The organism is Clostridium sp. AM29-11AC, from assembly GCF_003480545.1.
Classification (GTDB): domain Bacteria; phylum Bacillota; class Clostridia; order Lachnospirales; family Lachnospiraceae; genus Otoolea; species Otoolea saccharolyticum_A.
This window is the reverse complement of sequence record NZ_QUJI01000037.1, coordinates 1-17,598: the sequence shown is the minus strand read 5'-3', so window position 1 is coordinate 17,598 and position 17,598 is coordinate 1. Positions and strand designations below refer to the sequence as shown.

At 50.5% G+C, this 17,598-nt stretch carries 17 protein-coding genes and 1 tRNA gene; 2 read left to right on the top strand and 16 right to left on the bottom strand.

The window, feature by feature from the left end:
- Window positions 1-205 precede the first annotated feature (205 nt).
- Both DW757_RS16540 and DW757_RS16535 read right to left on the bottom strand, forming a co-directional pair.
- Entirely contained in the window at window positions 206-646 is a 441-nt protein-coding gene (locus DW757_RS16540) for a DUF1284 domain-containing protein (protein ID WP_008395434.1), read from the bottom strand.
- Window positions 647-725: 79 nt separating this feature from the next.
- Window positions 726-1,301, bottom strand: a complete 576-nt coding sequence (locus DW757_RS16535; protein ID WP_021965931.1) for a biotin transporter BioY — start codon at window positions 1,299-1,301, stop codon at window positions 726-728.
- A gap of 556 nt (window positions 1,302-1,857) precedes the next feature.
- On the opposite strand from DW757_RS16535, the gene DW757_RS17485 reads away from it, so the two are divergent.
- Window positions 1,858-2,013 carry a hypothetical protein gene (locus DW757_RS17485; RefSeq protein WP_008395440.1) on the top strand — a complete coding sequence of 52 codons (156 nt, stop codon included), beginning with the start codon at window positions 1,858-1,860 and terminating at the stop codon, window positions 2,011-2,013.
- Between the two features lie 186 nt (window positions 2,014-2,199).
- Here the strand turns inward: DW757_RS17485 and ggt are convergent, their stop codons facing one another.
- From ggt to DW757_RS16475, 12 genes are all read right to left on the bottom strand, one after another.
- The gene (gene ggt, locus DW757_RS16530) at window positions 2,200-3,930 is read right to left on the bottom strand and encodes a gamma-glutamyltransferase (protein ID WP_118752275.1); all 1,731 of its coding nucleotides are present in this window, start codon (window positions 3,928-3,930) and stop codon (window positions 2,200-2,202) included.
- 99 nt (window positions 3,931-4,029) lie between these two features.
- Window positions 4,030-4,554, bottom strand: a complete 525-nt coding sequence (locus DW757_RS16525) for a helix-turn-helix domain-containing protein (protein ID WP_118752274.1) — start codon at window positions 4,552-4,554, stop codon at window positions 4,030-4,032.
- On the bottom strand, window positions 4,551-4,862 hold the full coding sequence (locus tag DW757_RS16520) for a hypothetical protein (RefSeq protein ID WP_118752273.1): 312 nt from the start codon (window positions 4,860-4,862) through the stop codon (window positions 4,551-4,553). Before DW757_RS16520 ends, DW757_RS16525 begins: the two co-directional genes overlap by 4 nt.
- A 98-nt stretch (window positions 4,863-4,960) precedes the next feature.
- On the bottom strand, window positions 4,961-5,341 hold the full coding sequence (locus DW757_RS16515; protein WP_118752272.1) for a DUF1667 domain-containing protein: 381 nt from the start codon (window positions 5,339-5,341) through the stop codon (window positions 4,961-4,963).
- Between the two features lie 3 nt (window positions 5,342-5,344).
- Window positions 5,345-6,667, bottom strand: coding sequence for an NAD(P)/FAD-dependent oxidoreductase (locus DW757_RS16510; RefSeq protein ID WP_015573590.1), 1,323 nt, complete (start codon window positions 6,665-6,667; stop codon window positions 5,345-5,347).
- 64 nt (window positions 6,668-6,731) lie between these two features.
- Entirely contained in the window at window positions 6,732-8,216 is a 1,485-nt protein-coding gene (locus DW757_RS16505; RefSeq protein WP_243033750.1) for an NAD(P)/FAD-dependent oxidoreductase, read from the bottom strand.
- On the bottom strand, window positions 8,201-9,718 hold the full coding sequence (gene glpK / locus DW757_RS16500) for a glycerol kinase GlpK (protein ID WP_118752271.1): 1,518 nt from the start codon (window positions 9,716-9,718) through the stop codon (window positions 8,201-8,203). Before glpK ends, DW757_RS16505 begins: the two co-directional genes overlap by 16 nt.
- Before the next feature lie 106 nt (window positions 9,719-9,824).
- Window positions 9,825-10,937 carry an ethanolamine utilization protein EutH gene (locus tag DW757_RS16495; protein ID WP_087385074.1) on the bottom strand — a complete coding sequence of 371 codons (1,113 nt, stop codon included), beginning with the start codon at window positions 10,935-10,937 and terminating at the stop codon, window positions 9,825-9,827.
- A 640-nt stretch (window positions 10,938-11,577) separates the two neighbouring features.
- Window positions 11,578-12,372: a DeoR/GlpR family DNA-binding transcription regulator gene (locus DW757_RS16490; protein ID WP_008395447.1), complete on the bottom strand. Its 795-nt coding sequence runs from the start codon at window positions 12,370-12,372 to the stop codon at window positions 11,578-11,580.
- Between the two features lie 298 nt (window positions 12,373-12,670).
- The gene (locus DW757_RS16485; protein WP_008395449.1) at window positions 12,671-13,045 is read right to left on the bottom strand and encodes a RidA family protein; all 375 of its coding nucleotides are present in this window, start codon (window positions 13,043-13,045) and stop codon (window positions 12,671-12,673) included.
- A gap of 94 nt (window positions 13,046-13,139) precedes the next feature.
- Window positions 13,140-13,973 carry a S1-like domain-containing RNA-binding protein gene (locus DW757_RS16480; RefSeq protein WP_008395450.1) on the bottom strand — a complete coding sequence of 278 codons (834 nt, stop codon included), beginning with the start codon at window positions 13,971-13,973 and terminating at the stop codon, window positions 13,140-13,142.
- A gap of 105 nt (window positions 13,974-14,078) precedes the next feature.
- Complete coding sequence (locus DW757_RS16475) at window positions 14,079-14,795, bottom strand: acyl-ACP thioesterase domain-containing protein (RefSeq protein ID WP_118752270.1); 717 nt, start codon at window positions 14,793-14,795, stop codon at window positions 14,079-14,081.
- Between the two features lie 337 nt (window positions 14,796-15,132).
- On the opposite strand from DW757_RS16475, the gene DW757_RS16470 reads away from it, so the two are divergent.
- Window positions 15,133-15,204, top strand: a tRNA-Gln gene (locus tag DW757_RS16470).
- A gap of 223 nt (window positions 15,205-15,427) precedes the next feature.
- On the opposite strand, the gene queA is transcribed toward DW757_RS16470, so the two are convergent.
- Both queA and DW757_RS16460 read right to left on the bottom strand, forming a co-directional pair.
- Window positions 15,428-16,453: a tRNA preQ1(34) S-adenosylmethionine ribosyltransferase-isomerase QueA gene (gene queA / locus DW757_RS16465; protein WP_087385073.1), complete on the bottom strand. Its 1,026-nt coding sequence runs from the start codon at window positions 16,451-16,453 to the stop codon at window positions 15,428-15,430.
- Between the two features lie 167 nt (window positions 16,454-16,620).
- Window positions 16,621-17,415, bottom strand: coding sequence for a hypothetical protein (locus tag DW757_RS16460; RefSeq protein ID WP_021965927.1), 795 nt, complete (start codon window positions 17,413-17,415; stop codon window positions 16,621-16,623).
- Between the last annotated feature and the right edge of the window lie 183 nt (window positions 17,416-17,598).

Sequence of the window (17,598 nt, the reverse complement as noted above, 5' to 3'; positions counted from 1 at the left end):
TGACTACCGGCTGCCAAACGGCAAGATTTTAATTTTGCGAAAAACTATTGACACAATCTCCCCGCGCGGAGCGTTTTTCTATAACAGGGAACGAAGTTTCCTGTTATAATAAAAAAGCGGAAGGACAAAACGCCTCACGCGCTCCGTTCTTTCGCTTTTTCTTTTCTTTCAGTCTCTGACTCTAACCGGCCTGAACTTCTGTCTCTTAAGCCTTCTCTGCGATTCTCTCACACAGTCCGTCCCACTCACAGTTCCCGCAGACTTCCCTTCTCTTTCCGGCTCTGATAATCCTGCTTACTACCGCCTGCCTGAACTCTTCCCAGCGCAGCTCATTTTCTGAGCCTCCCGGCCCATTCTGACTGCCGAAGAGGCCGCAGAGCTCCAGCACCTTTCTGTCGTATGATTCTGCCTTCTGCCTTTCGCTGCATCCCCGGGGAGTCCGGTTGGGACAGGAGGAGCAGACCTCGTCCTCCCCGACTGTCAGAATAATCCTCGGGTTATCTTTCAGACTGCGGATTACCTCTTTCATGTGCTCTGTAAATTCTTCGCTGTACCCGCTTCCTCTGAAATAGTAAATACAGAGTCCGTGGTGGGGTCTGAGTCTCAGCGGCAGATTTTTTTCTGTCCTTTTATCTGTATTCGTCATCTCTCGATTCAATCCTCTTTCCGTTCCAATCCTCTTTCCTTTTTCTGCAGAATCTCAGTCAGTCTGCTTCTGACCGCCCCTAGGCTTCCATGCTTCTTACGGCCTTTCCGAGTCTTTTGCTCATAGCTGCCGCCAGTGTGATTTTCAGCAGATCGGGGATGACAAACGGGATCACACACCATCCCAGAACCGTCATAATGCCCACCGGCTCAGCCGTTCTGGCATACATAAACAGATACCAGAAGGTTCCAAAGGCATAGCATGCCATAAGCCCCAGCACGGCGGAACACCAGAAAACAGCAGTTTTTCTTCCAAAGGCCCGCTCCATCCCCCACATAATCAGGGCAGTTAAGACAAATCCCGCTATATAGCCTCCCGTCAGGCCCACCAAAACTCCGATGCCGCCTGAGAATCCGGCAAATACCGGCATTCCCACAGCCCCCAGCAGAATATATACCAGCACGGCCATCGTTCCTCTCCTGCCTCCAAATACGCCTACTGCCAGAAATACCGCGAACGTCTGCATGGTAAACGGCACTGCCGTTGGTATGGAAATCCATGAACATACCGCCATAAAAGCAACCATTATTCCAATGTAGGTGAGATCTCTCACCCCTGCTCTGCGTCCTGCTTTCTGCTCCGCTGTTCTCTCCATGTTCCCTCTCCTTTTCGTTTTTGGCTTTCCCAAAATTTTTCTGTTTATCTTCTCATTGCCGCAGATTTTCTGCACACAGTTCTGCCTAAGAAACAGACAGCCCGATCATTTATCCTCTGTCTGTGTCTATCTTAGATCTGTCTCTTTTGTTTGTCAACTATTTTTATTTTTTAGTTTACATTCCGTTTTCAATCAGTCTCGCAGACGGCAGCAGACAAGTCTGTTTCTCACCTGTGATACTCAAACTGCAGTCTGTATCCGTTCCAGTCTGTATCCGTTCGCCTGCCATTCAAAAAAATTTGCCTAATTTCCCTGCACACTGTCCGGAAAGCAGCCTGAAGCTCTGTATCGTCTGGGACAGATTCATTCCTGCCGTTTATCATTCTGCCTCTGCTTCCGAGTCTGTCTATTTTCAGGCGGAATTCGGGGCTATTGTTTCCTGATTTTTTAACTGGCGAGTGAAAATATAAAAAAAAGCAAAGACTATCCTGTGATTTACAGGTTGAATATTATCCATTAATTGATTATAATTATTTGAAACGGAGGTATAACCAACATGAAAGACATACGAATTGCTATTATTTTTTGCTTGTGCGCCATTATCGCCGGTATGGCCTTCTTACTGAAAAAGCAGCAGGATCTCCAGATGGTTCTTGCTCTCAGCCACAGGGAGCTGGAAAACTGGCTGTCTGAGGGAAAAAAAGTCCGCTAGACATTTTTAATCAGCTAAATATTTAACGAATCGTTGCAATACAGGGCAGATATAATCCTCATACGCTTACATGCTTCTGAGGACTATATCTGCCCTGTTTAAATAGTTCCTACTTTTGCTGCATCCGGCCCTTCTCGGAGTGTATGCACATCTCCTGCCGTATGCCTCCTCTTCTCTTCCCGCCGGCTACTCTGCAAAGTACAGTCCCTCAATGCACATTCCGCCTGACTCTGTCAGAGCTCCGCCGCCGCCGTCTACCCGGCTGGTGCCTCCCGGATAAAAGATGCCGTCCCTGCAGAGAATTCCATTTGGCATCACCAGCAGGACAGCCAACTCTCCCAGCACTTTTATCCTATGCCCCTTTTTCTTCAGCAGCTTTACTGTGTCAGGTGAAAATCCAGCCTCCAGCTCCAGCCCCTGATTCAGGGTCAGACAGCACAGATGCGGTGTTTTTACCGCTGAATCCATCATCATCCCATAGTCAATGACATTGACGATGAGCTGCAGCGTGCTGGTGATAATCCTTGGGCCTCCGGCTGCCCCCACTGCCATCACAGGTTTTCCATCCCTCGCCACGATGGTGGGCGTCATACTGGAAAGGGACGTCTTTCCCGGACAGACAGCATTCGCCATTCCGTAGGCCAGACCCTGTGTCGTTCTGACTCCGGCCTTGGGACTGAAATCGGCCATGGTGTTGTTCATGACAAATCCCCGTTTGGGTATCACCACCCCGCAGCCCCACCAGTTGCGTATGGTCTGTGTCTGGGAAATCACATTTCCCTCCCGGTCCATAACCGTAAAGTTTGAGGTGCAGCCTCTGTACTCCTTCGCCTCGATCCCTTCTGAAGGGGCGTATTCTCCGGCCTTCTCCATGTCAATTTTAGCTGCCAGCTCTCCTGCATAGTCTTTTGAAAGGATTTTCTCCAGATTTATTTTCACGAAATCTGGATCTCCCATGGCCACCGACCGGTCGGCAAACATCAGATTCATGGTTTCAGCTGTCACATGGATGCTGTCTGCCGAGTGAAATCCCATCTCCTTTAAGTCGAAGTTCTCCAGGATATTCAGCATCTGTATCAGATGGCTTCCGCCGGAGGATGGAGGCGGCATGGAGATGATCTCATATCCCCGGTAGCTGCCCCTCACTGCCTCCCTCTCCTTTGGGCGGCACTGCTCTAAATCTGCCTTCGTGAAAACTCCCTTGTATTTGTTTACCTGTGAGACAATTTCATCGGCCACAGGGCCGCTGTAGAACCAGTCTACCCCATATTTTGCCACCGCTTCCATCGTGTCGGCCAAAGCCTCATTTCTCACAAGCTCACCAAACCGGCGCGGCTTTCCGTTGTTTAAAAAAAGCTCCTTAAATCCCTCAAACTCCCTGCTGTTATGTTCGGCTTCCGGTGTATCACTGGCTCTGGCATAGGAAAAGCCGCAGTGTAATCCCTCTCTGCAAAGCCGGATCGCCGGCTCTGACACCTCCTCCCAGGTCATGGTTCCATAGGTCTTGAGAAGCTGATCCATGGCCCTGTAGAAGGCGGGAACAGCCGCAGAGCGCCCTGAAAATTCCGTAAGCTCTAAATCTGCTTCCCCGTTTTCATCGAGAAACATATCCCGGTAAGCATTGGCAGGGGCTGTGCCTCTGGCATCCACCGTGTGATAGTTTCCTGTCCTGCTGTCATAGAACACCTGGAAGCAGCCTCCGACGATTCCGCTGTGGTGGGGATCCACCGCTCCCAGCACCAGAGAGACGGCTGCTGCCGCGTCAAAGGCGTTTCCTCCTTTTTTCAGAATTTCCAGTCCTGCCCGGGCTGCATATGGGTTATTGGCGCTTACTGCCCCTTCGGTTCCCGATACATGGGGCCGGTACATCGCGCTGGAATTGTCTGCCATAAATCCAAGATACGGTCTGTTAGGCATAATGGTTTCTCCTTCCTGGCAGTTTGCTCCTGCCGGTTGATTCTGCCCACATTGTATCGGATCGGCCGGTTTTTTTCTTGTAAAAATCGGAACTCTCTCTTATCTTTCTTCTCCCCTGCCGCCTTCCCCGCTTTTCCCTGATTCTGCCTGGAGCTTTCCCGGACATATCCCGAGAAATTCCTTAAACTCTCTGCTGTAGTGGGCCTGATCACAGTATCCCAGTCCGTATGCCTCCTGAGCCATGGACTTTTTTGCAGAACTGCCCTGACGGCTCAGCGCATCCCTGAGAGCATGCTGAAATCTCGTCTGACGGCAGAGCTGTTTGGGGGCTATCCCTATCTGCTGCACCATCACCTCCTGCAGCCTCCTCGCCGAGTAACAGTTCTCTCTTTCCAGCTCCTTTATCTTTACAGCTCCCCTGCGCTCCCAGATTAGCTGCTGTACCTGGGAGGCCAGCAGATTCCCCTCCATTCCCCCTCTTTTTTCTGATTTTCGTTCTTCCTCCCACCGCTTCAGCAAAAGAAGCAGCTCTCTCTCCGGCTGCTCTCCTGCCAGGCTGTCCCTGAGTTCTCCCAGCCTGTCTGCCGTCAGGATTTCATCAAGGGAGGTCCCCTCCGGGTTCACTTCACAGGCAGGGACAGAGAATACCCTGGAAAAAGCCCCGGGGAAAACCGGATAAAAATTCCCCTCTCAGCACTGTATAAGGGGATCTCCTTTTTCTCGCTCAGCACACCGTAGCAGACTGCCTGAAAGCTCTCCGGTCCTGTGACAAGTGCGCAGATCTGTCCGTTTTCCGGGATGCAGGTCCACTTTTTCGCATCCCACTCCATCCTGCAGAGGGAAATTCCTTCTTCTTTTATCTCTTTTTCCGCCCTGGCAACGCTGTTCCAGAATGGCTGAATCGAATAAAAATAGCTGTTTTTCCCTCCCATATCTGTCCTCCCGTATAACTTCTATAACTTCAGACAGGGTGCGGACCTCGCCCGGATCCACACCCCTCTGAAATAATACATGTGTATAATTTTTCTGCCTATTCTTCCGTTTTGTCAGGTTCCCCTCTCAGTTCCCCCGAAGCCACAATATCTGCCCCGCAGCCGCAGATATTTTCCACGATCACATCATACCGTTTTACCGGTCCCTTGACAACTACCTTTTTTATAATCTCCATGCAGTCCATGATCCGATCTTTCGGCACCGGACGGTTGGAGCGCACAGGAAGAAGCTCCTGCTTTCTGTCATCTGTCCTGACGGTTGTGGTGAGAATCCGGACCGGGCTGATAAATTCCTGGCGTCCGTATTCCTCGCCTCGCTTACAGGTGTAACCAGATATGGACTGTATCTGGTCTGCCTCCCCTTCTACCGTGATATGACAGCCCATGGGACAAACGGTACAGATAATTTCCTTTTTCATTCCCTACACCTCCTTCTCTGCCTCTACTGTCACAGCCCCTGTCACAGCTGCGGCAGGAATGACAATCGATTCCATTTCGCCCGGGCTTACGCGAAGAACACGTTTTACTGCAATCTCCTGCCCGCCGCACCTGGCAGTAATTTTCACCTTCCTGTCCGGATGAAGGACACGGAAAAAGAGCTGTATCTTTTCAGACTCCTCCTGACCCTGAGCCGTCAGGGCGCTGTCTGTCCTGATATACTGGGGGCAGAGATAGCGCACATTGCTGCCGGGAACGGTTTTTACTGAATGTTCCCGTTTTTCCTGGGCTCCGGTTCTGCTTTCTTCCGGCGCTCCCTCCTCTTTCTGCTTCATGGCATACCGGGCTGCGAAGGTACCGGCTCTCATGCTCTCTGCTGTCACATTGTCCACCAGATCATTGACATGGACCACGTTTCCGCAGGCAAACACAGCAGGTTCTGAGGTCTGCATATACTGGTTTACCATGGGCCCGTTGGTGAGAGGTGAAAGTTCGATTTCTGCCTGTCTTGTCAGCTCGTTTTCCGGTATCAGACCTACAGACAGGAGCAGGGTATCGCAGGAGAGAAACTCCTCTGTCCCCGGAACAGGCTTTTTATTTTCATCTACCCGGGCCACGTACACGCCCTCCACTCTCTCATTTCCCACGATCCTGGTTACCGTGTGTGAGAGCATCAGAGGAATTCCGAAGTCATCCAGACACTGCACCTTATTTCTGGTAAGGCCTGCCAGGAAGTCCATAATCTCCACAACTGCCTTTACGTGTGCTCCCTCCAGACTCATTCTCCTGGCCATGATCATTCCGATATCGCCGGAACCCAGAATCACAATCTCCTTTCCCACCATCGTGTTCTGACGGTTCAGAAGTCTCTGGGCAGCGCCTGCCGTATAGATTCCTGCCGGGCGTGTTCCTGGTATCTGGATTCCCGCCCTCGTCTTTTCCCTGCAGCCCATGGCCAGCACAATGCTCCCCGCCTTCACTCTCGTCATACCGTACTGGGCGTTGACGCAGTAGACAGCCGGCTCCCGTGGGTCCACCTCAAGTACCATGGAATTTAAGAGAACCTCTGCTCCCAGCTCCTTCGCCTCATCCTCAAATCTGCCGGCATACTCCGGTCCTGTCAGCTCCTCCTTAAAATAGGTGAGCCCAAATCCCGGGTGAATGCACTGCTGCAGAATTCCGCCAATGCTTTCATCTCTCTCTATCAGGAGAACGCGCTCTGCCCCCTCCTTTTTTGCCGCAACAGCTGCCGAAAGGCCTGCCGGGCCTGCTCCGATCACCGCTACATCACAGAAAATATCATACATGCTTTCCCTCTCCTTTTGTCCCTGTTTAAGCTTTGATTATCCTGCCGTCATCTTTCAGCCCGGCCTATCTCATCTTTCCTGTCACCATATAGGAGCCCTCATTGTTTTTATTGATCTGCTCCACCGGAACCTTCCACTCTCTTGCCAGGATTTCCAGCACCTTCGGGCCACAGAAGCCTCCCTGGCAGCGTCCCATCCCGGCTCTGACACGGCGCTTTACAGCATCCATGCTTCTGGCGCCCAGAGGCCTCCTGATGCAGTCTAAAATCTCTCCCTCGGTGATGGTTTCACACCTGCAGATCACTGTTCCGTACGCTGGATTTTCTGCTATGAGCTGCTCCTTTTCCTCTCTGCTCAGCTCATGGAAGCGCACAATCCCCTTGCGCGTTTTCTTATAGTTTTCTTTAAACACAAGCTGGCAGCCGTGATCCAGCAGAAGCTGGGCTACATATTTTCCCATGGCCACGGAGAGGGTAAGTCCTGTGGAGCGGACACCGGAGAGATTGACAAATCCCTTCAGATCATCCCACATGTCTACGTGGAGTCCCTCCGGATTCCTGTTGGGGCGAAGTCCGCTGTACTGGGTAATGGAATCTCTCACATTCACCTCCGGAACCAGCCTCTTTACATCCTCCACAATACTTAAAAGTCCTTCCTCTGTCACGCTCTTGTCCGTCTTGTTGTCCAGATCCTCCGCAGTGGGTCCCACCAGCATGTTTCCGTGGATTGTGGGACACATAAGCTTTCCCTTTGTCACCTTCGTCGGAATCGGAAGCACGATGTGCTCTACCTTGCAGCTGGTATTCTTGTCGAGAATATAGAACTGTCCTCTTCTTGCCACAACCTTGTAGTCCGCCTTACCCACCATTGCCGCGATCTCGTCGCAGTACAGAGCCGCTGCGTTAATCACATACTCTGTCTCGATCACGCCTGCCGTTGTCTCCACCGCCGTGACGCGCCCTTCTTTTGTCTGGATTCCTGTCACCTTTGTGTTTAAGAGGAAGGAAACCCCATTTTCATTGGCGTTTTCCGCCAGAGCCTGCACCAGGATGAAGGGATCGATAATGCTCTCCCTCGGTATGTAAAGCCCGCCCTTCACCTCCGGGTTCAGGTTCGGCTCCATCTCAAGGAGCTCTTTTCCCGTTTTGTACTCTACATCGTACACCCTGTTTTTAAAGGCCTTGGCCTTGATCTCCGGCAGTTTTTCATACTGTTCCTGTGTAATGGCCGGAAGGATTGCGCCGATCCGCCTGAAGGGAACGTCCAAATCACGGCAGAGCTCATCATACATAGGGTTTGCAGCCACCACAAGCTCTGACTCCAGTGTTCCCGGCGAGGCGTCGTAGCCGGTGTGGATAATGGCGCTGTTTGATTTCGACGCGTCTCCTCCAATATCCTCATTCTTGTCTACCACTGTCACATCAATCTGATATTTTGACAGTTCCCTGGCTATGGCACAGCCTACTGCTCCTGCTCCGATTATTACCACATCTGTTTTCAGCATCTTTTTCCTCCTATTTTTCCTGTCAGTTCCTAGCTTTCTGCCCAGTTTTTCGCCCTCTCTACTGCCTTGTGCCAGTTTCTGAGAAGCTCCTGGCGCACGTCCTCTTCCATATGAGGCTCATAGCGGCGGTACAGCTTCCAGTTCTTCTCAAGCTCCGATAAATCGTGGAACTCTCCGATTCCGCAGGCGGCCAGATAGGCAGCTCCGAGAGCCGTGGTTTCCGTAATCACCGGAACATCCACCGGAATCCCCAGAATATCTGCCTGAAACTGCATCAGAAACGTATTGACCGCAGCCCCGCCGTCCACACGCATGACCTCAATGGGAATCCCAGAATCCTTCACCATAACATCCAGATTGTCCTTTACCTGATAGGCGATGCTTTCGAGGGTCGCTCTCACCAGCTGTTCCTTGGTCGTCCCTCCTGTAATGCCCACGATGGTTCCCCTTGCATACTGATCCCAGTGAGGGGCCGCAAGTCCGGCAAAGGCCGGCACAAAATATACACCTCCCGTATCAGGCACCGATTTCGCCAGCTCCTCTGTCTCAGCCGCAGTGGCAATCAGATGGAGCTTATCCCGCAGCCACTGAACTGCCGCTCCCGATATGTAAATGCCTCCGTCCAGGGCGAAGGTAATCTTTTTTCCGTTCAGCCCCCACCCTACCGTGGTCAGAAGCCCGTTTTCCGAATATACCGGCTTATCTCCTGTGTTCATCAGCATAAAGCAGCCCGTTCCGTAGGTGGTCTTTACTGTCCCCGGCTTAAAGCAGGCCTGACCGAAAAGTGCTGCCTGCTGATCGACCACGGAACCGGAAATGGGGATCTTTGCCCCGAAAAAGTCCAGAGGATCTGTGGTTCCGTAGACTTCGGCACTGTCATGAATTTCCGGAAGAATCTGTTTAGGGATTCCCAGAGCCTCCAGAATTTCATCATCCCACTCTCCGGTGTGGATATTTAACAGCATGGTCCTCGAAGCCGTAGAGTAGTCCGTTACATGGACATGGCCGTGAGTCAGCTTCCAGATCATCCAGGTATCCAGTGTTCCTGCTATCACATGGCCGTTTTCAATTTTTTCTCTGACTCCGTCCACATGATCCATAATCCAACGAATCTTCGTGGCACTGAAATAGGCATCCACCACAAGCCCTGTTTTCTCGCGGATCATGTCGCCATACTGCTCTGCAATCTCATCTGCCATTTTCGCAGTTCTCCGATCCTGCCACACAATGGCATTGTATACAGGCACACCGGTGAAGCGGTCCCAGAGCATCACCGTCTCGCCCTGATTGTCCAGTCCCATGCAGGTCAGATCTGCCACCTGTATGCCAGCCTCTTTTGCAGCCGAATCAATTGTTTCAAGAATGCTCCCCCATATCTCCATGGGATCATGCTCCACCCAGCCCGGCTGAGGATAATACTGGGTATGTTCCTTGTATCCCCTTGCCACCTGATTCCACTGGGAATCAAAAATGAGTGCAGTCGTCCCTGTGGTCCCCTGATCTAACCCTAAATAATACTTCTCCACAAAATTTCCTCCTCCTGCCATAAATTTGCGGCTTTCCTGCCGCCTGACCCATCATGTTTCCATTTATCTTATTCTTTGATATTTCTGCTTCTGCCTTTGTTTTCTGCCCCTTTTCTTCTGTATCCCCCTATTTTGCCTCTGTCTCAGGGGCCGCTGTCTTCTCAGGCTCCTTCATATTCCTGCAGATAAACAGGGCGAGTAGAACAGCAAGCACACCTGCGGCCAGCTTTCCGATGACAACAGGAGTGATCATTTCCGGACGGACGCCTGCCGTAAATCCGAGATGATCTCCCAGAGCTGCCGTAGCGGGAACCAGCCATGCTGTGTTCACAATGATTCCCTTTTTGTTCATGTCCTTCATCATGGTATAGACAGGAACGGAATTGGCAAGGGTGAACACAAGTCCCGCTGCGCTTGTCTTGTCGAGTCCAATCTTCCTCCCTACTGCATTCAGAGGTTTGTCAAGAATTTTCGTGAGAATCGTAAGCACCGGGAAGGTTCCCAGAAGCACAATGCCGATTCCGGCGATGGCGTTCATTCCCTCCATAATATCGGCCATTCCGGGTATGATCACCACCCCGGTCAGATGCTCAAATGCTGCCGCTGCCAGTCCTATGTAGATGACAATGGTTATAAACTGTCCGAAAATCATACAGCCCTTTACCATAGCCTCCGGGATAAATTTCAGTCCCAGAGCCAGAAGTACGGCCAGTATAATTACCGGCACCGTATTCCTAAGCACCATTCCAGGGTCAAAGCCGGCAATGAGTCCTCCAATGATGCTTCCTGCCGGAATCGTCACAAGCCCGATTAACAGTCCCTTGGAAAAATACGGCCTGTCTCCCTTCTCAATCAGCCCGAGACCCACCGGAATGGAAAATACCAGCGTACATCCCAGCATCGATGCCACAATGTTTCCAGCCAGAAGCCCTGCCTCCTGGTTTTTTGCAAGCTCCATGGCCAGAGGATAGCCTCCCATATCGTTAGCGAGAATCGCTCCGAACATAGCCGGATCTGCGCCGAGGGCTTCAAACAGCGGAATAATCGCAGGTCCTAAAAGATCCGCGATCACCGGCGCCAGGCAGACAATTCCCACCATCCCCAGAGCCAGAGGTCCCATTGCGTTAAACCCCTCGTCAAATTTCTCCCCAAGCCCCAGGCGGTTTCCAAAAATCTTATCGGCAGCTCCGATTATCACCCCTGCTGCCATTACCCATAAAATAATCTGATCAAATGTCATATCCTTCCTCCCGTTTTCACTGGTTGCTGCAGATTTTTTTCTTTCCTCCTTCCCTCTCTTTTCTCTCATTTTTCTCTTGTCCCATCTGTTTTTCCGTACACTTTTTCATGTTGTAAAATCCACATTTTTTGTGCTTTTTGTTGTAGTTAATTGTAATTCTTTTTTATTTTAAAATCAATACCACAAAATATCCTATTTTTTCAGGTAATTTTTGTGCACTTTTACGTAATAATTGTGTTTTTTATTCAAACTACAATAAAATGCACATTCTTGTTTTCTAAAACATTCTATTGCCGAACTCGTCCGAAAAGAACTGCACATTGAAAATGAAGAGAAAACAGGGCTTTTCACCCTGCCCCTTCCTCCTCCCCAAAGATTGTAAAACGACAGACAGGGGAACTGCTCTGTCATGGGCGGCTCTTCTATTGCTGAATCGATGAAAAATACAAGAAACTGCAACCGGAAAGGATGAGGCAAAAGATTTCGTCCCTCTGGAAACGGAAAAAATGAGGGGGTTTACAGGCGCTTCCACAAAAAAAGACCGGAAGTCCTACGGCTTCCAGCCCTTTTGCAGTATCAGTGTATACAGGCCAGTCTTTACCAGGCTTTGAATCTGCTTCCGGCCCTTTGAAATGCGCCCTTACCTTTCTTCGGTCTCCACCTGGATCACTTCCGTCTTCATGGAATGCATTCGCGCGATGATGCTCCGATCGGCCCTTCCGTCTGTCACCAGCACGTCCATCCTGCTCAGCGGGCAGACTGTATTCATGGCAATGACTCCGAACTTGCTGTAATCTGCCAGCCCGATCACCTTCTGGGCCCGCGACAGCATCACGCGTCTCAGGTTGGTCTCTTCGATGTGATAGTCGGTGATCCCGTTTTCCACGGTAATTCCTCCAATCCCCAGGATATATTTATCCAGGTTAAAATGCTGCATGATATTTTCCGCCACAAAACCGGAAACGGAGAATTCTCCTTTTCTCACCTCGCCTCCCAGCATAATCACCCTTATATCATCGTCCCCGCTCAGAATCTCAGCGATCGGCATGGAGTTTGTCAGCACAATCACCTTCCTTTTTCCCAAAAGCGCTCTTGCAAACTCCCTGGCTGTTGTCCCAATATCGATTCCAAGCACATCCCCGTCCTCTATCAGCTCCACTGCCCGCCTGGCAATGGCTGCTTTTTCCTCGTAGTTCTTTACCTCTCTGTGTTCATAGAGAGGCTCTGCGGCCTTTTTCTGATTCAGGACAGCGCCCCCGTATACCCGGGTCAGCAGACCTTCTTTTTCCAAAAACTCCAGGTCCCGCCGGATTGTTTCAATCGAAACTCCAAACTGTTTTATCAGATCGCTGACTTTGATCATGCGCTCTGCCTGTATCATTTCCATAATTTTTTCGCGTCTGCTCTGAAGCATGGTTCTATCCCCTTCTGCCATCTGCTCTAATCTCTCTTACCATCTTGGTCCCTGTTTCAGCTGTTCTGTTCTGAACTTTTCCCGGACATTCCAATTCCCTGAACCCTTACTCCGGCTTTCAAACCCTCCCCGGTCCGGGCCTACATCCATTATAATCCCCTCCGCTTCGTTTGCCAATAAAAGAAACAGCACTTTCTTTCATAGCTTTTTCAGAAGAGAGGACTGCAGGATCCGTTTTTCCGCGAAAAAAGGTGCAGAACCTGAATTCCGCACCTTTCCCCGTATCATATCTTCGTCTGCCCCAAGAGCATCTGAGCTTTTATTTTACAGCTACAGCCTCCATCTCCATCAGAACATCCTTCGGAAGTCTGGCCACCTCCACACAGGATCTGGCCGGGCAGGCTCCCTCGAAATATTCGGCATAAATCTCATTGATTTTGCCGAAATCATTCATGTCTTTGATGAAAACGGTGGTTTTTACTACATTTCCCATGCTGGTTCCCGCAGCCTCCAGAAGGTTTTTCACATTCTCCATGACCTGTCTTGCCTGTCCCTCGATGCTGTCCGCGATCTCACCTGTGGCAGGATTTACCGGAATCTGGCCGGAAGTGTAGACCATTCCGTTTACCTCAATGGCCTGTGAATAGGGGCCGATAGCCGCCGGTGCATTGGATGTGCTGATTACTTGTTTCATGTTCAGGTTCCTCCTTTAAATTTGAGTATATAAATTTTTTGATTATCTGTCTCTGACAGGGTCTCTGTTTTTCTGATTTTCTTATCTCAGCCTCTTATTTCCTGATAATGGAGGTTTCTGTGATCTCAATCTTCCCCTCTTTCAGCAGATGGCCCACAGCTCTCTTGAACGCATTTTTGCTCAGATTGAACTCCCGTTTTATCACTTCCGGTGAGGCCTTATCATTAAACGGAAGAACGCCGTCAAACTCATCTAACACCTTTAAAATCATGGCTGCATCCTCGTCCATCTGCAGATATGCCTTCTCACGGCAGCTCAGATCCAGCTTTCCATCCGGCCGAACCTTGGTGACACGGGCCTCCACCAGCTCCCCGATGCGGAAATTTCTGAATACCTCGCGGACCGGAATCATCCCGTAATACTGATCGTCCACAGCCACGAAAACACCGAATCTCTCATTGTTTTCATAGACATGGCCCTTGACCTTGTCTTCTTTTTTATACCCGTCTGCTGTCTTGAGATAGGGATATACCTTCATGGTGGCGGCCAGACGGCTGCTCTTGTCAATGTAGAGGGCGGCCAGACATTCTTCCCCCTCTCTCAGCTTCCCGGTCTGCTCCTTAAAGGGCAAAAGCAGATCCTTTTCAAGTCCCATATCCAGGAAAGCACCGATTTTTGTAATCTCCTTTACCTTCAGAAGCGCTACCTCTCCTGCCTCCAGTTTTGGCACCGCCGTTGTGGCTATCAGGCGGTCTTCTGAATCTTTATAGATAAATACCGTAAGCCTGTCACCGATTTTCGTTCCCTCCGGAACCTGCTTTCTGGGGAGCAGCACCGATGCCTCCGGGCGCTCTTTTTCCCCCAGGTATACGCCAAATTCCTTTTCTCTGAGTACCTCCAGCTCCTGTCTTTTTCCTAATTCAATCATGTGCTTCGTCCTCTCTTTTTGTATGATCTGAATAGCCTTCTTCAGGCCCGTCTTTTTACAGAATTTGTCCTGTCACTGGAATTTTCGCTCCAGGTTCTGAAAGTCTCATTTCAGCCTTCCTTTGAGCTTCATATTGACAAATGGACGGCCGCTCTGTTCTGTCAGTGAAACCATATATCCGTCCTCTGTTCTGCAGATTCTCGGGATCATCACATCTCCCAGAACTGCTGCCTTTCTGTATTCTGCCAGAAGCTCCTCTATTTCAAAATTTTCGGGCAGAAACTCTCTTGCTATCTCCACATACCGGGCATTATTTACATGAAAATTCGTGTCAAGATGATGCCTGGAAACCGTTACCGGCTCTTTTTCCCCGCAGTTTTCAGGCAGGCAGAGCCTTCCCTGTGCTTCCGGCATGGAAAGGGGACTGCCAAGCTCCCCATAGCCCCTGATCTCCTCCTGTGTCACCCTGGCCGGACATTCGTGCTCCAAATCATAGAACACCCATCTGGAATCGGCCCTGACTATACACTCTCCAGCTTCATCCTGAAGCAGAAAATTGCGGTATCCGTAAATTCCCCGGAATCCATAGGGATAGGTGGATATGCGGATCCTCTCTCCCAGAGCCGGATACCGGCTCACCACAATCTGCCAGGAATTCAGCCACCAGGCTCTCCTCACCTGTTCCAGATGGGAAAGACCCATGTGGAGATCCTCCGACTGAAAGGTGGAACAGTCCTGAAAATAATTCATGATCCCGGTAACCGACAGCCTTCCCGATTCGTCTGTCTCACTGTAGCGGACTCTGCTCTCAAATGTGTACATACTCCTCACCTCTTTCGGGCAGATGTCTGTGCTTCGCACACTCCCGTGTGCTCTCTCGGGTTCCTCAAACTCCTCTCCGTTCCGTTTGAGTAGCGAATAGCTTCGCACACTCCCGTGTGCTCTCTCGGGTTCCTCAAACTCCTCTTCGTTCCGTTTGAGTAGCGAATAGCTTCGCACACTCCCGTGTGCTCAGCTATTCTTCATTATAAATGATCCTTTCTTGCTTGTCCATGTGGTTCGAACGGGTGAGGGGGATTTTTCCATAAAATTTTTTTGAATTTTTTCTAAAAAAAGTATTGACGATATGGATGTTATGTCGTATAATAGCACTCGTTGTTGGGGTATCGCCAAATGGTAAGGCAACGGACTCTGACTCCGTCATTTCAAGGTTCGAATCCTTGTACCCCAGTTTTTATCGCTGGAATGCCTGACAGGCTGCATGGTCTGTCAGGCATTTTTTGTTTGTATTCTGTATGGCAACTTTTACAGCTTCATATTCCCAGAAAACACTGCCACTTTTCCTCCACAACAAAAAATAGCCTGAAGTGTCCCACAGACTTACTGTCTGCCGGCACGTTCAGGCCATTTCTCCTCCATGACAGACAGATATTTCAGCAGGCAGCTGTCTGTGCCTAGTGAATAAACATGGCATCACCAAAGCTGAAGAACCTGTATCTCTCCTTTACAGCCTCCTCGTAGGCGGCCAGCACATGTTCCCTTCCCGCAAGGGCAGAAACCAGCATCACCAGAGTGGACTCCGGAAGATGGAAATTCGTGATCAGACAGTCCAGAATCTTAAACTGGTATCCCGGGTAAATAAAAATATCGGTCCAGCCGCTTCCTGCTTTCAAAACTCCGTTTTCATCGCTGGCAGATTCTATAGTCCGGCAGCTTGTGGTTCCCACACAGATCACGCGCCCGCCTTCCCGCTTCGTGCTGTTGATCTTTTCTGCCTCTGATTCCTCCACCACGTAAAACTCCGAATGCATGTGGTGGTCAAGGACATTTTCCACCTTCACCGGACGGAAGGTTCCAAGCCCCACATGGAGGGTGACATGGGCGATTTTTACTCCCCTGTCCTTAATTTCCTGAAGCAGCTCTTTTGTGAAATGAAGGCCCGCCGTCGGCGCCGCCGCTGAGCCCTCATGCTTTGCATAGACGGTCTGATAGCGGTTTTTGTCCTTCAGCTGATGGGTAATGTAGGGGGGAAGGGGCATCTGGCCGAGCTGATCGAGGATTTCCTCAAAAATTCCTTCATAGGAAAACTGGATCAGACGGTTTCCCTCTTCCACTACATCCACAACGGTCCCCTTCAATATACCGTCGCCAAACCGGATTACCGTTCCCGGCTTTGCCTTTTTTCCAGGCTTTACAAGGGTTTCCCAGATATCGTTTTCCTTTCTCTTTAAAAGCAGAACCTCTATCTTGGCATCTGTTCCCTCCTTGCTTCCGATGAGCCTTGCCGGAATGACCTTTGTGTCATTGATTACAAGGCAGTCCCCGGGATTCAGGTACTCTAAAATGTCCCTGAATTTCCTGTGCTCCACCTCTCCTGTGCTGCGGTCGAGCACTAAAAGCCTGGAGGAAGCCCGGTCCTCCAGAGGATCCTGGGCGATCAGCTCCTGCGGTAAATCAAAATAAAAGTCCTTTACATCCATTTCTTATCCTCTTTTCTGTGAATCTCTGCCGGCTGTTCCGGCGTTGTCTCTCTCCCCCGCCTGCCCTGTCCTGACAGGGCCTGTCTTTTCCGGCTTCTCATAACCGTATCGGTCCTTTGCCTGCCGGAGAGTCTTTGGCCTCTCCTTCTTTTCTCTCACTGTCCCTGTTATTCACCGGCTTCTTCCAGGGAGACTTCGGACTCCTCGATGTGGGACGGGCCGTTTTCCATAAACAGAATCCTGTTTTTCAAATCCTCGTCAGCAGCCATAGCTGCCTCCTTGGCATCATCAATCTGTTTTCCCAGCAGCACCACATCCTCATTGGCTGCCACTGCATCCAGATAGGCAGACAGCTCCGGCGTCGGCTCTCCGTCGAAAATGCGCCACTGGCCGTCGCTGCATTTTTCCACATACACGGCAATCAGAGACGGCGCAGGCGTCGCCACTCCGGAAAATCTTACATCGTAGGATACATAAGCCACATAGGCATCCTCTGTAAGTCCATCTGCTGTATAGCAGGAAATATTTTCATATCCCTCTATGTACGCCCTCTGCTTTTCAAAGGATTCTCTGAACTGCTCCTCCTGAGAGGTATCCTGGGAGGTAAACAGATTCAGGAAAGTATCCATATCACAGGAGGACACAGAGCGGAAATACTCCTCCATCAGCTGGTTGATTTCATGGTGCGCATCCTTCTCCAGAATGCTGCCGCCAAAATTATAATGATATTCCTTCGTATCCGGCTCAATCACCACATCCTGCTCCTCACCGATACTGTCCAGGTTATCTACTGTTTCCGGCTCTGATTTTGGCCCGTGCCCCCGCTCTCTTATAAGGCCTGCTGCAAGCAGCACCCCTGCAAGCACCAGGATTATGAGCGGGACTGTCAGAAATAAGCCGTACCTTCTGAGCTCCTGGTCTGACAGCGGCCCGCCGGAGCGTCTCTTTCTGCTTCTGCCCATTTCACCGCCTCCTGTCTTTATCTCGATTTATTCTAGCAAAATACTGTTTAAAAAGCAACCGCCGCACAGGCGTTTCCCATACGGCGGCAGCTGGTTTCCTTTTAGGAAAGAAGTATCAGCAGGGGGAGTGAACTACCCATTGTCTAAAGCCAATGGGCTTCCTGCTTCATCGACCTCGTAACC